This window comes from Mycobacterium angelicum, from assembly GCF_002086155.1.
GTDB lineage: Bacteria > Actinomycetota > Actinomycetes > Mycobacteriales > Mycobacteriaceae > Mycobacterium > Mycobacterium angelicum.
The window spans coordinates 91,940-113,849 of record NZ_MVHE01000014.1 but is presented as its reverse complement, the minus strand read 5'-3'; the positions used below and the strand labels follow the sequence as shown (position 1 = coordinate 113,849).

The window sequence follows — 21,910 nt, the reverse complement described above, 5'->3', positions numbered from 1 at the left end:
ACAAACCCAACGATTCAACAGTCCCCACCAGCCGACTTATGAATCAACTCTTAGGCCGCGCCTTCGCCAAGATAGCGTGCCCAGGAGGGGTCCAACTCCTTGACCGTCGACAGCAATCGCCAGTGCTGGCCGGTCGGTGGCAGCGGCGCGCGGCGCAATACCCAGCCGAGCTCGGCGAGCAGGCGGTCGCCCTTGCGGTGGTTGCATGCCGAGCAGCAGGCGACGCAGTTCTCCCACGAGTGGTCGCCACCGCGGCTGCGCGGTACCACGTGGTCGACGGTGTCGGCCTTCGCTCCGCAGTAGGCGCAGCAGAACCGGTCGCGGTGCATTAATGCGGCCCGGGTCATAGGGACCCGGGCCCGGTAGGGAACTCGCACATAGGTGCGTAGCTGAATCACCGACGGCACAACGATCGACCTGGTCGCCGAGTGGATCAGGGGTCCAGCCGGATCGTCGTGCACCACGTCGGCCTTACCGCAGATCAACATGACGATCGCGCGGCGCAGTGGCAATGCGGTGAGCGGCTCATACGTGGAATTCAGCAGCAGCACCCGCCGGCGATTCCAGATCGATGCGCTTTCGAGGCGGGCGGGCGGGTGAGTCTCGACGCTATGCAGGCATGACGCGGCTGCGGGCCCGGTTACGCCTGCCGCGGCACCGGAACTGCGGTGGCTGCGGCGTTTCTTGCGCTGCGCCATAAATCCTCCGCGGACAGTCCACCATGATTTGCTGCTGACTGCACGCCAATTGCCTCGCGCGCGCCGTGTCGATCCGGTGAACACCTAGGAACTCTCAGCGGTGGCCCACAATGGAAGACGATGGATCAAACAACGGAATCGTTCTATGACGCGATCGGCGGCGCCGATACCTTCCACGCCATCGTCTCGCGCTTTTACCAGCAAGTGGCCGACGACGAAATACTGCGTCCCCTGTACCCCGAGGAGGACCTGACGGGCGCCGAAGTGCGGTTACGCATGTTCCTGGAGCAGTACTGGGGCGGCCCGCGAACGTATTCGGACCAGCGCGGCCATCCCCGGCTGCGGATGCGACACGTCCCCTTTCGGATCACCCCAATCGAGCGCGACGCCTGGTTGCGGTGCATGCACACCGCGGTAGCCTCGATCGACGCTCAAACCCTTGACGACGAACACCGCCGCACGCTGCTCAACTATCTCGAAATGGCCGCCCACTCCCTCGTCAACTCCGCGTTTTGATGGGTGATCAAGGGGCGCAGCCCGGCTCGTGGTGGCAGTCCGCGGTCTTCTACCAGGTTTATCCGCGGTCGTTCGCCGACAGCAACGGTGATGGTGTGGGTGACCTGGACGGCCTGGCGGCGCGGCTGGACCACCTGGTCCGTCTCGGCATCGACGCCATCTGGATCAATCCGGTCACCGTCTCGCCGATGGCCGATCACGGGTACGACGTGGCAGATCCTCGCGACATCGACCCACTGTTCGGCGGAATGGCCGCCTTCGAGCGGCTCATCGCGGCCGCGCACCGGCGAGGCATCAAGGTCACCATGGATGTGGTGCCCAATCACACCAGTTCGGCGCACCCCTGGTTTCAGGCGGCGCTGGCGGCCGGGCCGGGCACCGAGGCACGCGACCGCTATTTCTTTCGCGACGGCCGCGGCCCCGGCGGGCTACTGCCGCCGAACAACTGGGAATCGGTGTTCGGCGGGCCGGCCTGGACGCGGGTGGCCGAACCCGACGGCAGCCCCGGCCAGTGGTATCTGCACCTCTTCGATGCCGAACAGCCCGACCTGAATTGGGACAACACCGAAGTCTTCGACGACTTCGAGAAGACGCTGCGGTTCTGGCTGGAACGCGGCGTGGACGGCTTCCGCATCGACGTGGCGCACGGCATGGCCAAGCCGCCGGGGCTACCGGACAGCCACGACATGAGCGAGGTCTTGCGCCACACCGACGATGACCCGCGCTTCAACCGCCCGCACGTGCATGCGATACACCGCGACATCCGGGCGGTGATCGACGACTATCCCGGGGCGGTAACCGTCGGGGAGGTGTGGGTGACCGACAACGCCCGCTGGGCCGAATACGTGCGGCCCGACGAACTGCATCTGGGCTTCAACTTCCGGTTGGCCCGCACCGATTTCGATGCCGCCGAAATCCACGACGCCGTACAGAACTCCCTGGAAGCCGCGGCACTGGAAGACGCCACCCCGACCTGGACGCTGGCCAACCACGATGTCGGCCGGGAAGTGACCCGCTACGGCGACGGTGAAGTCGGCCTACGCCGGGCGCGGGCCATGGCGATGCTGATGCTGGCCCTGCCCGGTGCGGTGTTCATCTACAACGGCCAAGAGCTCGGATTGCCCGACGTAGACCTGCCCGACGAGGTGCTGCAGGACCCCACCTGGGAACGCTCCGGACATACCGAACGCGGCCGTGACCGGTGCCGGGTTCCGCTCCCGTGGTCCGGCGATACTCCCCCGTTCGGGTTCTCCACCTGTGCTCAGACCTGGTTACCGATGCCCGCTGACTGGAAGGCGCTGACCGTCGAGAAGCAGCTCGACGACCCCGACTCGATGCTGACCTTCTTCCGGCGTGCACTCCGATTACGCAGGGAGCGTGCGGAGTTCGATGGCAGCGAGATCGATTGGCTGTCCGCGAACGACGACGCCCTGATTTTTCGGCGTGGCGGTGGCGGGTTGGTTTGCGCGCTGAACGCGGGCCTACGACCTATGGCGCTGCCGGCAGGTGAGCTGCTCTTGGCCAGCGATCCGTTGACCAACGGCAATTTGGCGCCAGACAGCGCGGCCTGGCTGGTGCCTCAGCGCAACACCAGCCCCAGCTGACCGCGCCGGCGGTACACCGAGCCGTAGCGTGCGTCGACCCGTAACCACGCCGGCAGAATCCGAATGCGGATCATCTCGTCGGTGGCGATCTCCTCAGCCGACTGAGGCACGAAACCCATTGCGGTCAAGGCGAATACGCAACGCATGGGCAGCCCTACAGTGATGTCGGCGGAACTGACCTCGATGACCTCCTGGTCGAGCAATGAAACGGGCGGACCATGCGAACCGGTGTGTTCCTTTGCCAGCTGCGCGCCGCGCTGCGCCAGGTCGACGACCACGCCGGCCGGCACGTCGTCGAGGTGGGTGAAGCCTGATTCCGGCGGCAAGGCGCCACGCCACGCCGAGTCCATCGAGTAGCCGGGATCGATGAAACCCGAACTGTCCATTGCGGCCAGCCCCCGCGCCAGCGCGTCCGCCCCGACCGACATGTCGCCGGGACGCACGCTGCCAGCCACCACTCGGCTGGCCAGCACATCGAAACCCGTTGCCACCCAGGCCGTCAGCAATCCGTCCGAACGCCGGCGGAGCCGGATGATGGCCGAATCGTCCAGCCGCACAGCATGATCCACGAATGTGGCCAGATCTTTGCGGTGGGCCGGATCCCCCAGCCACAAACCGCGCTCGGCTACCGAATCCACCGCTGCAAATACTCCCGGTGGTGTGACGACAAGCGCACCAGTCGCTGCTCCTCGATATGTACCGCGGCCAACTGCGATTCGGCGATGACGGCCGGTTTGGAGTCCGGATCGGCGTTCACCGAACGCACTTCGTAGCCGAGGGTGAAGTCCACCGCCCGCAGCCGCTTGGTCCACATCGTGACCTGCAGCGGAGAATCGGCCAGCCGTAACTGGTCCTTGTAGGTGACCCGGACGTCGGCGATCAGCAGGCCGATGGTGGTGATGTCCGCACCGAACGGCTCTCTGAGGAACGGGACACGCGCCTCTTCGAGGATGGTGACCATGGTGGCGTGGTTGACGTGCTGGTACATGTCGATGTCGGACCAGCGCACCGGCACTGCCGCGACGAACCCGTTGCTCACCCTGACGATCCCCGTCCGCTGGTCCGCGTCATCCGGCGGATCTGGCGGGCGGCCACCGACAACGTCGCGAGATCCATTGTGCCGCTTTCCCGGATCTCGTTGAGGGTTCGGCGGGCCCGCTCCACCCGGGATGCGCTGATGTGTTCCCACTCGGCGATCTTCTGCTCGCCACTCTCGTCAGGCTCGCCGACGGCCAGCACGTCGAAACACAGCGACCGTAACGATGCGTAGATGTCGTCCCGAATTGCCAGGCGCGCCAGGGAATGCCAGCGGTCGGTGCGGGCGAGCCCGGACACCGCGGTCAGCAGCGCGTCGGTGCCGAGTCGATCCATCAACGCGAAATACGTGTCGGCCACTTCGGCGGTGTCGATCTCGGTGATGTCGGCGACGTCGATGATGTCGAGCAGGCTATAGCGGTAGAGCCCGGCCGCGACCCGGTAGGCCAAATCCTCCGGTGCGCCCTGCGAAATGAATTCTCCGGCTTCCTTTTCCACGATCGCCTTGTCGTCACCGCGCAACCACTCCGACATGCGCGGCGTCAGCGCCTTGACCTTCGCGGCGAATCGGTTGATCTCGGCGCCGACGGCCAGCGGCTGCGGACGATAGTTGAGCAGCCAGCGTCCGGCGCGGTCGATCAGCCGCCGGGTGTCCAGGGTCAACCGGTCCGATAGCGCGACCGGCAGATTCTGCGCGCGGATCCGCCGCCAGATATGACCCACACCGAAGATGGCGTCGGTCGCGGCATACGTGCGCACCGCGTCAATCGGCCGGACACCGACATCCTCGGCGATCCGGAAGGCGTAGCTGATGCCGCCGGTGTCCACCAGATCATTGATCAGCATGGTGGTGACGATCTCGCGACGCAGCTGGTGGGAACGGATTTCCGGAGTGAACCGATCGCGCAGTGGCTTGGGGAAGTATTGCGGCAGCCGGGACGCGAAGACGTCCTGATCGGGCAGCTCCGTCTTCAACACTTCTTCTTTGAGGGCCAGCTTCACGTGTGCCATCAAAGTCGCCAACTCCGGCGAGGTGAGCCCGATGCCGATCTCGGAGCGCCGCAGGATCTCTTTTTCCGACGGCAGGGCTTCCAGTTCGCGGTTGACTCCGCGCTCGGCCACCAGGTATTTGATCTGGTCGGCGTGCACCGGCAGCAGGCTGGCGGCGTTGGCGCGGCTGGTGCCCATCAGGTCGTTCTGGTCTTCGTTGTCGGTGAGCACCAGCTGCGCGACCTCGTCGGTCATCGACTCCAGCAGCGCACTGCGCTCCTCGACCTTGACCTTGCCGGCGGTGACCAGCGAGTCGATCAGAATCTTGATGTTGACCTCGTGGTCAGAGCAGTCCACGCCGGCGGAGTTGTCCATGGCGTCGGTGTTGATCCGGCCGCCCGACAGGTCGAATTCCACCCGGCCCAGCGCGGTGACTCCCAGATTGCCGCCTTCGCCGATGACCTTGGCGCGCACCTGGTTTGCGTTGACCCGCACCGGATCGTTGGCCCGGTCCCCCACATCGGCGTCCGATTCGGATTCGGCCTTGATGTATGTGCCGATGCCACCGTTGAACAGCAGATCCACCGGCGCCTGCAGAATCGCGCGCATCAGGTTGGGCGGCGACATTTCCTCGGCCTCGCCGTCGATGCGCAGCGCGGCCCGCACCTGCTCGCTGATGGGAATGGCCTTGTGCTCGCGGCTGTAGACGCCGCCGCCGGCACTGATCAGCGATTTGTCGTAGTCGTCCCAACTGGACCGGGGCAGCTCGAACATCCGCCGGCGCTCGTCCCAGGAAACCGCGGCATCGGGATTCGGGTCGAGGAAGATGTGCCGGTGATCGAACGCGGCGATAAGCCTGATGTGTTTGCTCAGCAACATGCCGTTGCCGAATACGTCGCCGCTCATATCGCCGACACCCACGACGGTGAAATCCTCGGTCTGGGTGTCGACCCCGATCTCGCGGAAGTGCCGCTTGACGGCCTCCCAGGCACCCTTGGCGGTGATTCCCATGGCCTTGTGGTCGTAGCCCACCGATCCGCCGGAGGCGAAAGCGTCACCCAGCCAGAACCCGTAGGACTTGGCGACGTCGTTGGCGATGTCGGAGAACGTGGCGGTGCCCTTGTCCGCGGCAACCACCAGATAGGCGTCGTCGCCGTCACGACGCAGCACTTCCGGTGGTGGGGTGACCTTTCCGGTCGCCTTGTCGACGTTGTCGGTGACGTCGAGCAAGCCGGAGATGAACAGCTGATAGCAGGCGACGCCTTCGGCGCGGGTGGCCTCGCGGTCGGCGCCCGGGTCGCCGGTGGGCAGCGGCGGCCGCTTGACGACGAAGCCGCCCTTGGCGCCCACCGGCACGATGACGGCGTTCTTGACCGCTTGCGCCTTGACCAGACCGAGGATCTCGGTGCGGAAATCGTCGCGGCGATCCGACCAGCGCAAGCCGCCGCGTGCCACCGGACCGAATCTGAGGTGCACGCCTTCGACTCGCGGGGAGTACACGAAGATTTCGAACTTGGGCCGCGGCAGCGGCAACTCGTCGATCAGCTGCGCGTTGAGTTTGACCACTAAGGCATCGCGGCTCCGCGCCGAATCTTTGCGCGTCACAAAGTAATTGGTGCGCAACGTGGCCTGAACCAGGGAAGCGAAGGCACGCAGGATGCGGTCGGTGTCCAAGCTCACCAGGGCATCGATGTCGGCCGCGACGGCCGCTGCGGCCGCTTGGGCGTCACGGCTGACCGGTGAACCCGCCGGCCGCGGATCGAAGAGCGCTTCGAACAGCGTGACCAGTGACCGTGCGGTGGAGGCATGCTCGTTGAGCACCGATTCGATGTAGGACTGGCTGTACGGAAAGCCCGCCTGCCGCAAGTACTTGGCGTAGGCGCGCAGCAGCACGACCTGCTGCCAGTTCAGGCCGGCGCGCATGACCAGCTCGTTGAACCGGTCCACCTCGACGCGGCCCTGCCAGATCGCGGTGACCGCGTCGGCGAATCGCTGCGCTCCCGCTTCGCGCTCGGCGTCGGTCTGGGCAAGCGGGATGGTGGGGTGGGGGGAGATCCTGAATTGGTAGATCCACACCGGCAGGCCGTCGGGGCGGTCGACTGTGAAGGGACGCTCTTCGAGCACCACGACGCCCATGCTTTGCAGCATCGGCAACAGTTGACTCAACGATGCGCTGCGGCCACCCAGGAACCAGGTGAGCTGCGCGACTCCTTGCTCGTCGCGCTCGGAGAACACCAGTTTGACCGAGTCATCGGTGAGTCCGTTGATGATCGCGATGTCGCCGACGGCATCGTCCGGGGTGACGGCCTGCTTGTAGGCCTCGGAGAACGCGGCCGCGTAGTGCTCGGCATCGGCGCGGCTGACCCTGCCACTGGCGGTGGCGCCGATCAGCCGGTCGGCCCAGGTTCGCGCGGCTTCGCTCAGGAGCCCCTGGATTCTTATCCGGTTGTCTTCGGAGATGTCGACCGGCGCCAAAGTCGTATCCTCGGTGGGCAGGCGCACCATGAAATGCATGAGAGCCCAAGGGGATTCACTGACCCGGGCGGTGAATTCCAGTCGCGTCCCGCCGAACTCGCGGACCAGGATGTCCTCGATCTGCAAGCGCACGGCCGTGGTGTAGCGATCGCGGGGCACATAGACCAGGCAGGAAACGAAGAATTGCAGCCGGTCGGCGCGCAGGAACAGCAGTGCGCGGCGTTGGGAGCCCAGATCGACCACGGCTTTGGCCATCGACAACAAGCGTTCGGCGCTCAGCGTGAAAAGCTCTGGGCGCGGGACGGTTTGAATGACGTCGAGCAGCAGCTGACCGGGGTGGCTGGGGTCACTGCCGGCCAATTCGAGTGCTTCCCGAACCCGGCGCGAGATCGCCGGGATTTCCAGGACATCGGCGTTCATCGCGGAAACGGTGAAGAGCCCGACGAAGCGGTGCTCGATGACGCTGTTGCCGCCGTCGAGGTATTCGCGCACCGCGATGGCATACGGGTAGGCGCCGTAGCGCAGGTAACTGCCCACCGCGGCCTGGGCCAACACCAGCAACTTGCCGTCGTCGGTCAGCCGGGGACGGGTGCCGGAGCGCGCGCGCAACACACCCAACCCGCTCGAGCCGTCGCCCAGGACCAGACCGTTTTGGACCCGGCAGGGCTGGTAGCCCAGCAGCAGGAAGTTACCGTTGCCCAGCCAGCGCAGCAACGCGGCGACTTCCTGCCGGTCGGGCGCCGAGTAGTGGCCGTCGGGATCGTTGTCGATTTCTGCGGCCAAATCGGCCAAGGTGTCGATCATCGTTCCCGCGTCGGTGGCGACCCGCTGGACGTCGGCCAACACTTTGGGCAGCAACCGTTCGACCTCGGCAAGGGCCTTGCTGTCGACCGACGGTGAGAGCTGGACGTCTATCCAGGCCTCGCCGGCGTAGGGCGATGATTTGTCGGCTTTGCGTTCGACGCGCAGCAATTCGCCGTCCGGGTCGCGCTGGACATCGAACACCGGAGTCATGATCGCTGTGTAGTCCACGCCGAGCCGATGCAGCAGCACCGTGACCGAATCCAGCAGCATGCTGCCGTGGTCGGTCACCACCTGCAGCGAGGGCCCGCATCCCGTCGCGTCGTCGGGCCGGTAGATGCACACACAGCTATCACCGGCCGGGCGGCAGCTGGCCAGCTGATAGTGCGCGCTGAGCTTGGCGGGCGTTACCAGGGATTCGGCTTTCGCGGGTCGAGCGCCGTCGCAGTCCGGGCCGCTACAACTGTCCAGGTAGGCCTGCGAGACCCAAGTGGGAATGTCGGAACTGTCGGCCAGCGTGGACCACGCCTCGACGTCCTGCTTTGCTCCGGGATCGATCGTCATGCGAACTGCTCCCAACTCACGACGGATACCAGCTCGGTGCTCATGATCGCTGTGGTCCCATTGCCCCGCTCCTCAGCGGCCGTTCCGGCCGCATCGTCGCGGCGCGTGCCCCAATTGCCCCGCTCCTCAGCGGCCGTTCCGGCCGCATCGTCGCGGCGCGTGCCGAACCTGACATTAGTCCCGTGTCAGCCTGCGATGGGTCACTCGGTGCGGACGCGCGGCTTCGATACCAAGCCGTTCCACTTTGTTCTCCTCATAGGCACCGAAATTGCCCTCGAACCAGAACCACTTCGCCTCGTTGTCGTCATCGCCCTCCCACGCCAGGATGTGCGTGCAAGTCCGGTCCAGGAACCAGCGGTCGTGCGAAATGACCACCGCGCAACCGGGGAAGTTAACCAGGGCATTCTCGAGCGAGCTCAGGGTCTCGACGTCCAGGTCGTTGGTCGGCTCGTCCAGCAGGATCAGGTTGCCGCCCTGCTTGAGCGTCAATGCGAGGTTCAGCCGGTTCCGTTCGCCACCGGACAGCACACCCGCCGGCTTCTGCTGGTCGGGCCCCTTGAACCCGAACGCCGACACGTACGCTCGCGACGGCACTTCGGTCTGTCCGACCTGGATGTAGTCCAGCCCGTCCGAGACGACCTCCCACACCGTCTTCTTCGGATCGATGCCGGCGCGGGTCTGGTCTACGTAACTCAGCTTCACCGTCTCGCCGACCTTGACCGTGCCGCTGTCCGGCGCCTCGAGGCCGACGATCGTTTTGAACAGCGTCGTCTTGCCGACGCCGTTGGGGCCGATGACGCCAACGATGCCGTTGCGGGGCAGGGTGAAGGACAGATCCTTGATCAGGGTGCGGCCTTCGAAGCCCTTGTCCAGGTGTTCAACCTCCACGACCACCGAGCCCAAGCGCGGCCCAACCGGAATCTGAATTTCCTCGAAGTCGAGCTTGCGCGACTTCTCCGCCTCGGCGGCCATCTCCTCATACCGCTGCAGCCTCGCCTTGCTCTTGGCCTGACGCGCTTTGGCGCCCGACCGAACCCAGGCCAGCTCGTCTTGCAACCGCTTCTGCAGCTTGGCGTCCTTGCGGCCCTGCACCGCGATCCGCTCGGCCTTTTTCTCCAGGTAGGTCGAGTAGTTGCCCTCGTATGGGTAGGCGCGGCCACGGTCGAGTTCCAGAATCCACTGCGCGACGTTATCCAGGAAGTAGCGGTCGTGGGTGACCGCAAGTATCGCCCCGGCGTAGCTGGCGAGATGCTGTTCGAGCCACTGCACGCTTTCGGCGTCCAGGTGGTTGGTCGGCTCGTCGAGCAGCAGCAAGTCGGGTTTGGACAGCAGCAGCTTGCACAAGGCAACCCGGCGACGCTCACCCCCGGACAAGTTGGTCACCGGCTCGTCGGGTGGCGGGCAGCGCAGTGCATCCATGGCCTGTTCCAGCTGCGAATCCAGGTCCCACGCGTCGGCGTGGTCCAGGTCCTCCTGCAGCCGGCCCATCTCCTCCATCAACTCGTCGGAGTAGTCGGTAGCCATCAACTCGGCGACCTCGTTGAAGCGGTCGAGCTTGACCTTGATGTCACCCATGCCCTCTTCGACGTTGCCCCGAACCGTCTTCTCCTCGTTGAGCGGCGGCTCCTGTTGCAGGATGCCGACGCTCGCTCCGTTGGCCAGGAAGGCGTCGCCGTTGTTCGGCTTGTCCAGACCGGCCATGATCCGCAAGACGCTCGACTTACCAGCCCCATTCGGGCCTACGACGCCGATCTTGGCTCCTGGGTAGAAGCTCAACGTGACATCGTCAAGGATCACCTTGTCGCCGTGCGCCTTGCGGACCTTCTTCATCGTGTAGATGAACTCAGCCATTGCGCGGTATTGCCTTTCTGGTCTATCGGAAATATTCCGCCGACCATCCTAGGCACCGGCCGGCAACGCTAGGCCGAGAGTGGCAACGCGGTGTAGCCGGCAGTGGGCTCGCCGGCCGTCGGATCCGGCTCCGAGTCAGCCCCGGCGGGCCCATCCTGGCCGGAGGTACCCTCCTCGGACAGCTCGGCTGTTACCGGCTGCGGCGCGTCCGACGGGTGGGGACCGGTGTAGCTCGGCTTCTCGATGCGCACGAACACCCGCGACAGATCCGGTCCGACTGAGATCGCACGCATCTCCAGCGACGAACGGCGGTTGCCGTCGCGGTCCTCGTATTCGCTGGTGTACACGTGGCCCGTGACGATCACCGGCGCGCCCTTGCTCAACGCCGCACCCACGCCGCCGACCAGCCGTCCCCAGCAGTTGACGGTGATGAACAGCGAGTTCCCCGGTTCCCATCCGCCGTCGGCGGTCCGGCGCCGCGAATTGCTGGCCACCCGAAACTTGATCAGATCCTGGTTGCCGACCGTGCGGCGCTGGGGGTCATTGACGATGTGACCGATGACGGTCAACGGCGTTTCAAACATTTGCTCAAGATTCCTTTCCCTGAATTGGCCCTCTGGCTTGCTGCCATTCAGCCCCGGGCCACTGACGAACCGACCCGGCGACGGGCCGTGGCGAGGCCAGGCTGTGGATAAAGGCGCGACTGTGGATAATCGCCGTGCTGCCGTACGCCCTACTGGGGTTGGCTTACTTCCCGCCCGTGACGCGCTCTGAACTCGCGAGCGACGAACTGATTGCGCGCAACTTTCCCGACGTAGTCGAAATCTCGCAGGATATCCCGCAATTCGTTGCGGAAGGCGGCGCGACGCTCGGCCAAGTCTGCGGCCGGCGCGATCAGATCCTGATCGACGACGACCTGGCGCGCGGTGGCGAACAGCAGTGTCGATACCGACTCGCTACTGCGGACCCGGCCCTGCGCCACATACTGGCGGCCGACCCCGAGCGCCAGATCCGTCAGCTCCTTTTGACCGATATCAGCCGGGGCATCACGCAGGACGTCGGCAACGATCTCATAGGCTTCGAAGAACACCCGCAACATCGCCCCGGACATCAACGGCCGCTTGGCGTACAGCATCGCGTCGATCTCGTCGCCACCGGCGGCAAGGCTTGTCTCCCAATCCTTTTGCCACGCCATCTCTTCGGCGATGTTTGCCCGGAAGGCCGCCGAATCGGCGAAATAGAAATCGAACTTGAGCAGATCGCGCAGCCGCATCGCCTGGTCCCAGAAGGCCGCCACATGATCGCCGTCGGTGTGGCGGGCGTGCGCCAGCGCGAGTTCGACGATGGAGGTCTCCAGGAACGCATGAATCACCGAGTTGCGATAGAACGCCGCGGCATGTTCATCGTCGGGAGCGATGTACCATACCGGCTCGCGCCCGCTGTCGACACGAGTGACCGGGTGAGCATTGGACAACGCATCCACCGCTGCGCGTACACCTTCGCGGGAGCGCAGCCGTAATGCACTGGTGGACACCGGGGTTTGCTTGCGGTCGAGATAGTCAAGGGAGTCCTGCAACGTGTGGTGCAACTGGCCCAGCGTCAACGCCAACCCACCCGTAGTGAGCAGCAACGCAGAAACCAAGCCCGTTGCCGTCACGGGTGTGGACTGTAGAATCCGCCACGCGACTTCGAACGACATCTTCTGCAGCGCAAGGCGTTTGGCATCCCGGTCCTGCGCCAACGGGCCTTGCGGCGGGCCAAGGTACTCGCGCATCGAAACCGCTTCGGGGAAGCGGACATAGATCTTGCCGTAGTTGCGTTCGCCTTGCGCTTTGATGAAGTTGTACAGCCAGCTGAACCCTTCGGGGGTTTTCTCGGCGCCCTGTGCATAGGCGGCGTACTCGGCGACCTCATGTAGCTGGTCGAAACAGATCGAGACACCTTGCAGCAAGATGTCGTCGCTACGGCCGTCCAGGTACGCATCGGCGACGTAGCTCATCAATCCGAGCTTGGGCGGCAACATCTTTCCGGTGCGTGAGCGGGTGCCTTCGATGGACCAGCTCAGGTTGAACCGCTTTTCGACGATATAGCCGACGTATTCCTTGAGTACGTATTTGTATAGCGGGTCGTCGCCGATGTTGCGCCGGATGAAGATAGTCCCCGACCGCCGCATCAGCGGTCCCATGACGCCGAATGACAGGTTGATGCCGCCGAACATGTGTACCGGCGGCAGCCTGTTCTCCTGCATCGCGACCGGCACCACCGCGCCGTCGATATAGGACCGGTGCGAGAACAGCAATACTGCCGGATGTGTTTCCAGCGCAGCGCGCATGGCCGCAACCTGGTACTCGTCGTAGTCGATCTCCGGATCGAATCCGCGGCTGAGCATCCGTCCCAGGACCGAGATTACGTCGACGGAGACCTGACTCCATCCGGTCGCCAGCTCGTCGAGCATCTTGCCGGCTTGTTCAACGGTGGCGTTGGGAATCTGTTTGAGGCCGGTACGAAATCGCGTTGATGCCAACATCTCCGGCTTCACCAGCCGAGGCGACTTGTATTGCGGTCCAAGAATCCGGTATTCGGCGCGTGCCAGCGCAAGCAACGCCCGACGGGTGACGAACTGGGCGAAATCGCGCGTGTTTTCCGCGACTGTAGTGTCGTGCCACTGTTGGCGAAGTTCGGACACCCAGGCCGACTCGCCGGCCACTACCCGAGCGCGCCGCGGGTCGGTGCGCAGGATGCGACGCTGCTGACGTTGGTTGGGGTGGTAGGGATCTCGCCCGGGTAGCAGCGCGGCGACCTTCTCTGCCCTGGAGCGGTCCGCCGGCGGCAACCAGAAAACCCGCACCGGCACAATCGAGCGATCCTCGCCCGACTCGAGCTGTTCGACCAACGCGGTCAACGCCGTCGGCGGTGCACTGCTCAGCGGCAGCTTCAATATGTCGAATTTCGACTCCGGATTGCGGGCGCGCTGCTGACCCAGCCAATCCATGATCAATTGCATCTCGACGGGAGTTTCCATGGACGCAAGGACCAGCGAGTCTTCGGCGGTGAGGACCGCGCTGGTATCGGCGGCCGGTTTGGTCACGACCGTCCTTGGGGCCTAGCAGTTTCGGTGGCATCTGCGCTGTTGACGACGGGCTGTTGCGCCGCACCGTCTTTGAGCGCCACCTGCGACTCGTTCGGATTCGCCACCGGCGCTGCCTTTTTCGCGGCCTTCTTCGCGACTTTCTTCGCGGGCGCCTTAGCGGCCGTCTTCTTGACGGCCTTCTTTGCCGGGCTCGCAGTCTTTTTCGCGGTGGCTTTCGACGCCGCCTTCGGCTGTGCTTTCTTAGCAGGGGATTTCGCTGCCCGTGCTCTACTCGCCGCTTTCTTCTCCGCGTACAGGTCGACTTCCGGCAACTCATCGACCGGCCAATCGCGCAGCGTGTCCAAATACAATTGGCGCACTTCGGCGATGCGATCCGGCAACGTCTCGAGGGTCCAGTCGTCGACCGAAATCGGCGGAAACACAGCCACATCCACGGTGCCGGGGTTGATCGTGGTCGAGTTTCGAGAGGCGACGATCTCGGCGTTACGGATCACGATGGGCACGATCGGAATCCCCACCGCCATCGCAATGCGGAAGGGCCCCTTCTTGAATGGGCCGACTTCGGTGGTGTCCAATCGAGTGCCTTCGGGCGCGATCACGATCGACAATCCGTTCTTGGCGCGCTCTTCGACGGTGTGCAGCGTCTCCACCGCGGCAACCGGATCGTCGCGATCTACGAACACGCCGTCGAGCACCTTGCCGAGCGTGCCCATGATCGGGTCGTTCTGCAGCTCCTTCTTGCCCACGCCAACCCAGTTGTCGCGCACCAACGCTCCGGCGATCACCGGGTCAACCTGGTTGCGGTGATTGAAAAGGAAGACGGCCGGACGCTGCGCGGTCAGATTCTCGCTGCCGATGACGTTCAGGTGCACTCCGCTGGTCGCCAGCAACAGCTGAGAGAACGTCGAGGTGAAGAAGTTCACGCCACGCCGGCGGCTGCCGGTCAGCACGCCGATCCCTACCGCACCGGCGGCGACGGGAAACATGGTGCTGAAGCCGGCCAGTGTGCGCAACTGCCGCCGCAGGCCCACGCCGCCACGGCTGTTGAACTTCAGGATCGGCCAGCCACGACGCTTGGCGACGGCGGCCATTTTGCCTTCGGGATTGGTCGGGCGCGGATTGCCGACCAGATACATCAGCGCGACGTCCTCATCCCCGTCGGCATAGAAGTAACTGTCCTTCAGGTCGATCCCATGTTCGGCCGCGAAGCGTTGTACCGCAGAGGCTTTGCCCGGCCCCCACAAGATCGGCTTGACGACACCACCGGTGAGCAACCCGTCTTCGTTGGTCTCGAACTTGTTGGTCAGCATGTTGGTGATGCCCAAGAAGCGCGCCACCGGCCCAACCTGAATGGTCAGCGCCGACGAGCTGAGCACGACCGTGTGGCCGCGAGCGACGTGCGCCCGCACCAACTCTCGCATCTCCGGGTAAATGCGGGACTCGATCCGCTGGGCAAACAGCCGCTCGCCGATCTCCTCCAAGTCGGTCAACAACCGTCCGCGCAGCGCCGAGGACGCCTTGCCGATCAGGTCCTCGAACTCGATGCGCCCAAGCGTGTGGTTCAGACCGGCCTGAACCATGCTGAGCAGCTCCCCCACGCCCATGTCCCGGCGCCGCAGCCGCTCCTGGGTGAGGATGACCGCCGTGAACCCCGCCACCAAGGTCCCGTCCAGGTCGAAGAACGCGCCGACCTTGGGCCCGGGTGGGCTGGCCATGATCTCGGCCACCGAACCGGGTAACCGCAGATCCATCGACGGCTTGGCGCGCTGCTCGTCAGCGGAGGTCATGAGCCCGACACCGATCGGGACGCCGAGTCATCCGACGTGAAGGAAGCCGGCACGGCACGCGGTGCCGGGTCACCGGCAAGTGCCAGGATTTCGTCGAAACCCTCCAGTAGACACCGGGCGAACAATTCATCGTTGCGCACCGAAGCCCGGTCGTAACGGACGGTGACGGTGCAGTAGCCGCCGCGCGAAATCAGCACGACCATCATCGCCACCCCGGGCAGTGGCCCAATTCCATACTGGCGCAATATCTTTGCACCCGCGATAAAGGTGTCTCCCGGATACACCGGAACGTTGCTGGCCTGCACGTCCGAGCCGATCACCGAGCCGCTGATGCCTTCGAGCACCGCAGTCGGCAAGACGCTCAGTACCGGCGCGATGGAGCCAATGACGTTCATGGCGGGCTCATCGCGGCGCTGTGTCATCTGGGCCCGGATCTTCTTCATCCGGGCCACCGGATCGACGGTGCCAATCGGTGCCGCCAGGTTCACGCCAGTGAACCGATTCCCGCCGGCGCCGTCGGCGTCGGCGCGCAGATTCACCGGCACCGCCATCGGCAGCGTGCTGATCGGCACGCCGAGCGCCTCGTGGTAACGACGCAGTGCGCCGCACAGGCCCGCGAGGTAAGCGTCGTTGATCGATCCACCGCCGGCCTTGGCCGCCTTGTGCAGCTCGGACAGCTTAATGTCGATGGCCTCGGTGCGGGTGGTCAGACTACGCCGGCGCAATAGCGGTGACGGCTCGGCCGCCCGATTCATCACTCGCATGCTCGACAGGGCGTAGCCCACGATCCCCGACACCGTCGCCGCCGGATCGAAAACCGCGCGTCCGGCCGCTGAAACCGCCCCGGACACCGCCCCCAGGACGCCGCCGACGATGGCGATCGGCAGGTGGTTAATGCCTTGGCGCATCAGGTCATTGGGCGACAGATCCTGCGGAATGGGTTGCGGCGGCGTCGGCCGCAGCGGTGGATCCCGCTCCAGGTCGTAGATCTCTGCGAACATCTCCACGCCGCCGACACCGTCGGTGACCGCGTGGCTGACGTGCAGGAGAGTGGCAGCCTTGCCGTCCGGCAGCCCCTCGACCAATGTGGCCGTCCAGAGCGGTCGGGATATGTCCAACGGTGACTGCAGGATCACCTCGGCGAGGTCGAATACTTCGCGCAGCGTGCCGGGTTCGGACACCCGTACCCGGCGGACGTGGAAGTCGAGATTGAAGTCCGGGTCCACCACCCAGCGCGGCGCCGCGGTCGGCAGCGTCGGCACGACGACCTTCTGCCGCAGCCGCAACACCTTGCGGGAGGCGTTTTCGAACCGGGTCCGGAAACGGTCCCAGTCCGGAGTGGTGTCGAGGAGTTCGAGCGCCATGATCCCCGAACGGGTCCTCGGATTCGCCTCGCCGCGGTGCATCAAATAATCGACCGGGCCAAGTTCGTCGGACAAGCCGACGCCGTCGGCAGACTCAGCCATGGTCATCACCCCGAGCACGACGCGCGAACCCTCTCACCGCCGATCAAGCCTCCTGACTCAGCCCCGACAAAGCAAACGCTCATAGACAATGCCCACCCAACGCTAGTCCCGTTGACGCGGTGGTGAAAGCCGAGCATGAGTGAGGATCGACTCAGTGCGGCACCAGCCGCGGGCCTACTCACGAAAGAGGTTGCCGGTCAATCCAGTTGGACTGACGCGGATGCGTTCTAGCTGGCCGGAGTCGCCGATAGCGCCAACGATTCCATCAGCCCGCGCCGCCCGTAGACCACACCGAGGAAGTCCGCGACCGCGTTGGCAGCCAGCCGTGAGCGCACGGTGGGAGTGATGTCGAATGCGTGGTGGGCGTTCGCCAGCTCGGCATAGGCGACGGTGGTGGCGCCGGCTCCGCGCAGCGCCGCACAGAACGCTCGCGCCTGGCCGCTGGGGACCAGCTGGTCCTTCTCGCCGTGCAGCACGAAGAACGGCGGGGCTTCGCTGTGCGCGTATGAAATCGGCGACGCCGCGGTGAACCGTTCCGGGTCCTCGGCGTAGCGGGCCTTCATCACGAACTGCTCAAGGAAGGGCAGCATCATCTCGTGCATGTTCTCGAAGTCGGTGAAGTCATAGACGCCGTAGTAAGGCGCGACGGCCTGCACGGTGGTGTCGGCCTGTTCGAAGCCGGGCTGAAACTGTGGATCGTTGGGGGTCAGAGCCGCCAGGGACGCCAGGTGTGCCCCCGCTGATCCGCCGGTGATCGCGATGAAATCGGAGTCGCCGCCGTAGTCGCCGATGTTCTCGCGGACCCACGCGATCGCCCTCTTGACGTCGATGATGTGGGCCGGGAAGGCGCAGCGCGGGCTCTTGCTGTAGTTGATGGACACGCAGATCCAGCCGAGTTCCACCATCCGGCTCATCAGCGTGTAGGCCTGGGGACGCTTTCCGTTGACCGACCATGCGCCGCCTGGGACCTGGATGAGCACCGGTGCACGACAGCCGGGAGCCAGATCGGGACGCCGCCAGATGTCGAGCAGGTTGGCCTGACCACGCGGCCCATAGGAGATGTCGGAAGTATGTGCGGCATACCGGCGGTGCGGCCCGGACGGCAATAGGCCGCCCCGACGCATGACGGCCGCCGGGTCGCCGGTCGGGTGACTTACGGCGTCGCGGAAGTCAGATCCGAACGACTCCTCGAGCGCGGCAGTGAGTGCGTGATCGGCGCGCTGGGCGGCCCAATTGGTGGCAACTCGGTGCAGCGACGGCGGGGATACGCGGGACAAGGCGTGGCCGGTCACAACGTGCGGGGGAAATTCCGTCGCCAACCAACCGGCGACCCAACCCAGGGCAAACGGCGAACCGCGGAGCAGCAGGGCGCCGGCCCTGGCCGTATCTCTGGCGTCGGCCGCCAACTGGGCACCTTGCCGCAGCGCGTGGGCACCAGCCCGCGAACACCGCGAAGTCACACTGGCCATGCACATTACAAAGCCCACCCCTCGACGTCAGGCACACGCGTCGTTGCGGTTAACGGCCGATTACTGGCCGGTGTTGTACGTGTGTCGAGGCTCACACCATAACCGATATTTGGCGCAGCGGAAGACTTTTCGAGCCCGCTGTGTCGCGAGAAGTGATCTTGAAGCGCGGTTCGATAGACTGACCTGCGCATTGCCTCCGTAGCTCAGGTGGATAGAGCAAGGGCCTTCTAATCCCTAGGTCGCACGTTCGAGTCGTGCCGGGGGCACAAACGCCTTTTGCCTGTTCAGAGCCTTAATTAGCTAATCTTATGACTTTGCGGTTCCGCCCGCCCGCGCCAAACCCACCTGGGCGGGAAGGGGAACAAACCAGGCGCTCTTCGTTTGCCGCCAAGAGCAGTCCGAAGGTCTGAAACTGCGGGATTTTCCCTTCCGTCAATGTAGCCAGGCTCGCGGTCACTCCCATCCCATATACCGCATCAGCCCCACTGGCCCCAGCTCGCCAAGTCGGGCTCCGACATGGGTGTCACCGGCAAAACGTCGTTAGTTGTCAGTGGTCCATGAGCCAGATTGACAACAGGCTCCCCAGCGTCCGGATGGCGTCCCAACACCGAATTTGGCTGGCCGTTGAGCGGATCGGTCGATTGCTTCGCCGCCTTGGCACAACTGTTAAGGCCAGGGGGTTAGGGCCGCCGGAGTTCACCGCACAGTATTTGCGTTATCGGAGCGAAGACACATGGCCCGAGTGCGGCTTCGCGCCTACGCGACCAGGTGTTTAGCCTGGTGCGCCGTTCGCACCTTGGGTACCTGGGTGGCCGTTAGGTCCTGACGGGAGGGGCGGCCCGCCGTTAGCGCTTCCTCCCTTGCCGCCGGTACCAACGGTGCCGGCATCGCCGCCCGTACCACCCGCGCCACCGGCGCCCGCCGCACCACCGGTTCCCGTGCCACCGCTCAGTAGCCCGCCGCGCCCACCCGCTCCACCGGGAGCGCCAGCGACACCGCCGGTTCCGCCAGTGCCGCCGTTGCCGGCGTCACCACCGGCGCCTCCACCACCGGCGACAGACGTAACCCCAGACACGACGCCGTTTGCGTTGCCACCCGCGCCGGCGTGGCCTCCTGCCCCTCCTACCCCACCGAAGCCGCCGACACCACCGATCCCGGCGTTGCCGCCGTTGCCGCCGTTGCCGAACAGTCCGACGGCCGCGCCACCGTTACCGCCCGCTCCGCCGGCACCGCCAGTGCCGCCGGTGCCGCCGGTGCTACCGGCGGCGCCGTCACCGCCCGTGCCGCCGACGGCCATGATGCCGGAGGAACTGCTGAGGCCGTTGACCGTCGCGCTGCCCGCGTTACCACCGATACCGCCGGCACCACCGACTGCTCCCGTGCCGCCGGCCCCTCCTACGCCACCCACGCCGCCTGCGCCGCCGTTGCCAAACAGCGTTCCGCCAGTACCGCCCGCGCCACCGGCCCCGCCGGCGCTGCCATTGCCGCCGGAGGTCCCTGCGGCACCGGCGTTGCCGGAACCGCCACTGCCGCCCGTAGTAATACCGACGCCGCGCACCGTGGTGGCAATGCCGCCGGCGCCGCCCGCGCCGCCCGTGCTGCCGGCGGCCACCGCCGCGGTCCCGTCGCCGCCGTTACCGCCGATGGCGGTGCCGTTGAAGTCGGTGATCGTCCCGGCACCACCAGCACCCCCGGCAGCGCCAGCACCGCCCGCGATCGAGGCGCCACCATTGCCACCGTCACCGCCCTTGGCGACGACGCTCGTACCACTGTAGGACGTCGCGCTGGCGCCTTCGCCGCCGGTTCCGCCCGTCGGAGTCAGGACGCTGCCCGACGAGCCGGTCCCGCCGGCCGCGCCAGTCTGGCTGCCCCCGCCAGCGACATCGGCGGGGCTGGTCCCTGGGCTGGCAGCGGGCCCGGCGGTGGGGTTGACGCCCGTTGCCCCCGCTAGTCCGGCGCCTCCGGTGCCACCGGCGCCTCCGGCGCCCATTAGACCGGCGTTGCCGCCGTTGCCCCCCATAGCTCCAATGCCGCCGTTTATGCCGGCCACGCCGACACCACCGGTCCCGCCACCACCGCCGTTGCCGTACAGCCACCCGCCGGCTCCACCCGCGCCACCGGCGGCGCCGGCGCCGCCCGTTCCGCCCGTACCGCCGTTGCCGATGAGGCCCGCGGCACCGCCTGCACCGCCGGGCTGGCCGGCGCCGCCGGCCGCGCCGTTTCCGCCGTTTCCGAACAACAACCCGCCCGCCCCGCCGGGCTGGCCAGGCGACGTCCCGTTGGCGCCGTTGCCGATGATGGGACGTCCCAACAGCGTCTGTGTCGGCGCATTCACCACGCTCAGCACACTCTGCTCCAGGGTTTGCATGACCGACGCGTTGGTAGTCTCAGCGGCCGCATATGACGCGGCACCGGCGGACAGCGCTCGCACGAACTGATCGTGAAACGCCGCCGCCTGGCCGCTCAGCGACTGATACCCCTGCGCATGCGCACCGAACAGCGCCGCGATCGCCGCCGACACCTCGTCTGCGGCGGCGGCCAACACTCGTGTCGTGGGCAACGCCGCCGCCGTGTTCGCCGAACTGATCGTCGAGCCGATATTCGCCAGCTCGGTCGCCACCGCCGACACTGATTCCGGCACCGTGACCACAAACGACATGCCCAATCTCCCATCTAGTGAAGGACTTCCCGGCGATAAGCGCCTACCGCCGGGTCCGGACAACAGCGACAAGCAGCAGCGTATGCCCAAACGGCGATTTCCATCGCGACTCTGGCGCGACTCATCAAATCCCGCAGTGTGCAAGAGAACTGGGCTTTTTGACGGCTTTCGCGAATTTCATCCGCGAAGGCAACCGATCCGATAACGTGCAATGCGGGTCGGGGGGCCCAAATCTTCTGGAGGCCATTTTTGTGGGGGAACCGTACGGGTAGGGCTTCTGCACCAAGCGCCGAGCCCAGCCACGGTGAGCACGACTTGCACGTCGGGCGGACACTTACCAGATGAACTCCAACCAGCAGACGACGTTCGACCTCGGCACCAGCCTTGCGCCGTATGCCAGCGCGATCATCTTCTTTTGGCTGCTGAGCGCGATCGTGGCGGCTGCGGTTGCGCCGCGCGGACGAGAAACGACGTTCTTTTTTCTCACCCTGGTGTTCCTCGGTCCGCTAGGCGTGGGATTCGCTGCCGTCGCAGCTCCCCGCGAACCCGACACCGCGATGCCGGGCCGCGCGGGTCTGGTCTGTCCTCGTTGTGCGGCCACCCAATACATCAAGGCCGGAGCGCAAAGCTTCGACTGCTGGCGTTGCGATCAGAGTGTGGACATCGAATATCCGCGATTCGGCGGTCCGCGCGTGGAAGCCGCTGCCAAGACGAAGATCCCCGAGGGGCGACGCAAATTCATCTGCCCGCGCTGCGGCGCGGCCCAGAACGTCCCCGAGAACGACTCGAGTTATGAGTGCTGGCAATGCGGCGACCATCGGGTCGTGCAGTCCAAGAAGATTGCCAAAGCGGCAAAGACGACTCCACAAACCAAGTCAGGTAAGTAAGCCCACGGGGTCGACAC

The 21,910-nt window shown here is 65.5% G+C and carries 14 protein-coding genes and 1 tRNA gene; 4 read left to right on the top strand and 11 right to left on the bottom strand.

The genetic code is table 11. The annotated features are described in order from the left end of the window. Positions 1-50: 50 nt before the first annotated feature. On the bottom strand, positions 51-698 hold the full coding sequence (locus tag BST12_RS12220) for an HNH endonuclease (RefSeq protein WP_083113388.1): 648 nt from the start codon (positions 696-698) through the stop codon (positions 51-53). 120 nt (positions 699-818) lie between these two features. On the opposite strand from BST12_RS12220, the gene BST12_RS12215 reads away from it, so the two are divergent. Both BST12_RS12215 and BST12_RS12210 read left to right on the top strand, forming a co-directional pair. After that, positions 819-1,214: a globin gene (locus BST12_RS12215; RefSeq protein WP_083113387.1), complete on the top strand. Its 396-nt coding sequence runs from the start codon at positions 819-821 to the stop codon at positions 1,212-1,214. Continuing rightward, positions 1,214-2,818, top strand: a complete 1,605-nt coding sequence (locus BST12_RS12210; RefSeq protein ID WP_083113386.1) for a glycoside hydrolase family 13 protein — start codon at positions 1,214-1,216, stop codon at positions 2,816-2,818. The genes BST12_RS12215 and BST12_RS12210 overlap by 1 nt, the downstream gene beginning before the upstream one ends. Here BST12_RS12210 and BST12_RS12205 read toward each other — a convergent pair. The 9 genes from BST12_RS12205 to lipQ all read right to left on the bottom strand — a co-directional run bounded on the left by BST12_RS12205 (position 2,794) and on the right by lipQ (position 18,353). Continuing rightward, the gene (locus tag BST12_RS12205; RefSeq protein WP_083113385.1) at positions 2,794-3,456 is read right to left on the bottom strand and encodes a DUF8010 domain-containing protein; all 663 of its coding nucleotides are present in this window, start codon (positions 3,454-3,456) and stop codon (positions 2,794-2,796) included. The two genes, BST12_RS12210 and BST12_RS12205, sit on opposite strands and share 25 nt — an antisense overlap. After that, complete coding sequence (locus BST12_RS12200) at positions 3,444-3,857, bottom strand: acyl-CoA thioesterase (RefSeq protein ID WP_083113384.1); 414 nt, start codon at positions 3,855-3,857, stop codon at positions 3,444-3,446. The genes BST12_RS12205 and BST12_RS12200 overlap by 13 nt, the downstream gene beginning before the upstream one ends. Beyond that, a complete protein-coding gene (locus BST12_RS12195; RefSeq protein WP_083113383.1) occupies positions 3,854-8,683 on the bottom strand; it encodes an NAD-glutamate dehydrogenase in 4,830 nt (1,609 codons plus the stop codon). Before BST12_RS12195 ends, BST12_RS12200 begins: the two co-directional genes overlap by 4 nt. Before the next feature lie 174 nt (positions 8,684-8,857). Then, positions 8,858-10,534, bottom strand: coding sequence for an energy-dependent translational throttle protein EttA (ettA, locus tag BST12_RS12190; protein ID WP_083113382.1), 1,677 nt, complete (start codon positions 10,532-10,534; stop codon positions 8,858-8,860). Between the two features lie 68 nt (positions 10,535-10,602). After that, entirely contained in the window at positions 10,603-11,118 is a 516-nt protein-coding gene (locus BST12_RS12185; protein WP_083113381.1) for a single-stranded DNA-binding protein, read from the bottom strand. Positions 11,119-11,267: 149 nt separating this feature from the next. Continuing rightward, positions 11,268-13,622, bottom strand: a complete 2,355-nt coding sequence (locus BST12_RS12180) for a glycerol-3-phosphate 1-O-acyltransferase (protein ID WP_083113380.1) — start codon at positions 13,620-13,622, stop codon at positions 11,268-11,270. Then, entirely contained in the window at positions 13,619-15,412 is a 1,794-nt protein-coding gene (locus BST12_RS12175; RefSeq protein ID WP_083113379.1) for an HAD-IB family hydrolase/lysophospholipid acyltransferase family protein, read from the bottom strand. Before BST12_RS12175 ends, BST12_RS12180 begins: the two co-directional genes overlap by 4 nt. Further along, entirely contained in the window at positions 15,409-16,884 is a 1,476-nt protein-coding gene (locus BST12_RS12170; RefSeq protein WP_083113378.1) for a WS/DGAT/MGAT family O-acyltransferase, read from the bottom strand. The genes BST12_RS12175 and BST12_RS12170 overlap by 4 nt, the downstream gene beginning before the upstream one ends. A 221-nt stretch (positions 16,885-17,105) precedes the next feature. Then, a complete protein-coding gene (gene lipQ, locus BST12_RS12165) occupies positions 17,106-18,353 on the bottom strand; it encodes an esterase LipQ (protein ID WP_083113377.1) in 1,248 nt (415 codons plus the stop codon). A gap of 186 nt (positions 18,354-18,539) precedes the next feature. Here lipQ and BST12_RS12160 point away from each other — a divergent pair. Beyond that, positions 18,540-18,613, top strand: a tRNA-Arg gene (locus tag BST12_RS12160). Between the two features lie 506 nt (positions 18,614-19,119). On the opposite strand, the gene BST12_RS12155 is transcribed toward BST12_RS12160, so the two are convergent. Further along, positions 19,120-21,006, bottom strand: a complete 1,887-nt coding sequence (locus tag BST12_RS12155; RefSeq protein ID WP_083113376.1) for a PE family protein — start codon at positions 21,004-21,006, stop codon at positions 19,120-19,122. Between the two features lie 341 nt (positions 21,007-21,347). Between BST12_RS12155 and BST12_RS12150 the strand changes: the two genes are divergently transcribed. Then, on the top strand, positions 21,348-21,893 hold the full coding sequence (locus BST12_RS12150; protein ID WP_083113375.1) for a hypothetical protein: 546 nt from the start codon (positions 21,348-21,350) through the stop codon (positions 21,891-21,893). The last annotated feature ends 17 nt before the right edge of the window (positions 21,894-21,910 follow it).

Bases quoted from the DNA above. Each gene is read 5' to 3' on its own strand.
- BST12_RS12220 (WP_083113388.1), bottom strand. From the start codon at position 698: ATGGCGCAGCGCAAGAAACGCCGCAGCCACCGCAGTTCCGGTGCCGCG.
- BST12_RS12215 (WP_083113387.1), top strand. From the start codon at position 819: ATGGATCAAACAACGGAATCGTTCTATGACGCGATCGGCGGCGCCGAT.
- BST12_RS12210 (WP_083113386.1), top strand. From the start codon at position 1,214: ATGGGTGATCAAGGGGCGCAGCCCGGCTCGTGGTGGCAGTCCGCGGTC.
- BST12_RS12195 (WP_083113383.1), bottom strand. From the start codon at position 8,683: ATGACGATCGATCCCGGAGCAAAGCAGGACGTCGAGGCGTGGTCCACG.
- ettA (WP_083113382.1), bottom strand. From the start codon at position 10,534: ATGGCTGAGTTCATCTACACGATGAAGAAGGTCCGCAAGGCGCACGGC.
- BST12_RS12185 (WP_083113381.1), bottom strand. From the start codon at position 11,118: ATGTTTGAAACGCCGTTGACCGTCATCGGTCACATCGTCAATGACCCC.
- BST12_RS12175 (WP_083113379.1), bottom strand. From the start codon at position 15,412: ATGACCTCCGCTGACGAGCAGCGCGCCAAGCCGTCGATGGATCTGCGG.
- BST12_RS12170 (WP_083113378.1), bottom strand. From the start codon at position 16,884: ATGACCATGGCTGAGTCTGCCGACGGCGTCGGCTTGTCCGACGAACTT.
- lipQ (WP_083113377.1), bottom strand. From the start codon at position 18,353: ATGTGCATGGCCAGTGTGACTTCGCGGTGTTCGCGGGCTGGTGCCCAC.
- BST12_RS12155 (WP_083113376.1), bottom strand. From the start codon at position 21,006: ATGTCGTTTGTGGTCACGGTGCCGGAATCAGTGTCGGCGGTGGCGACC.
- BST12_RS12150 (WP_083113375.1), top strand. From the start codon at position 21,348: ATGAACTCCAACCAGCAGACGACGTTCGACCTCGGCACCAGCCTTGCG.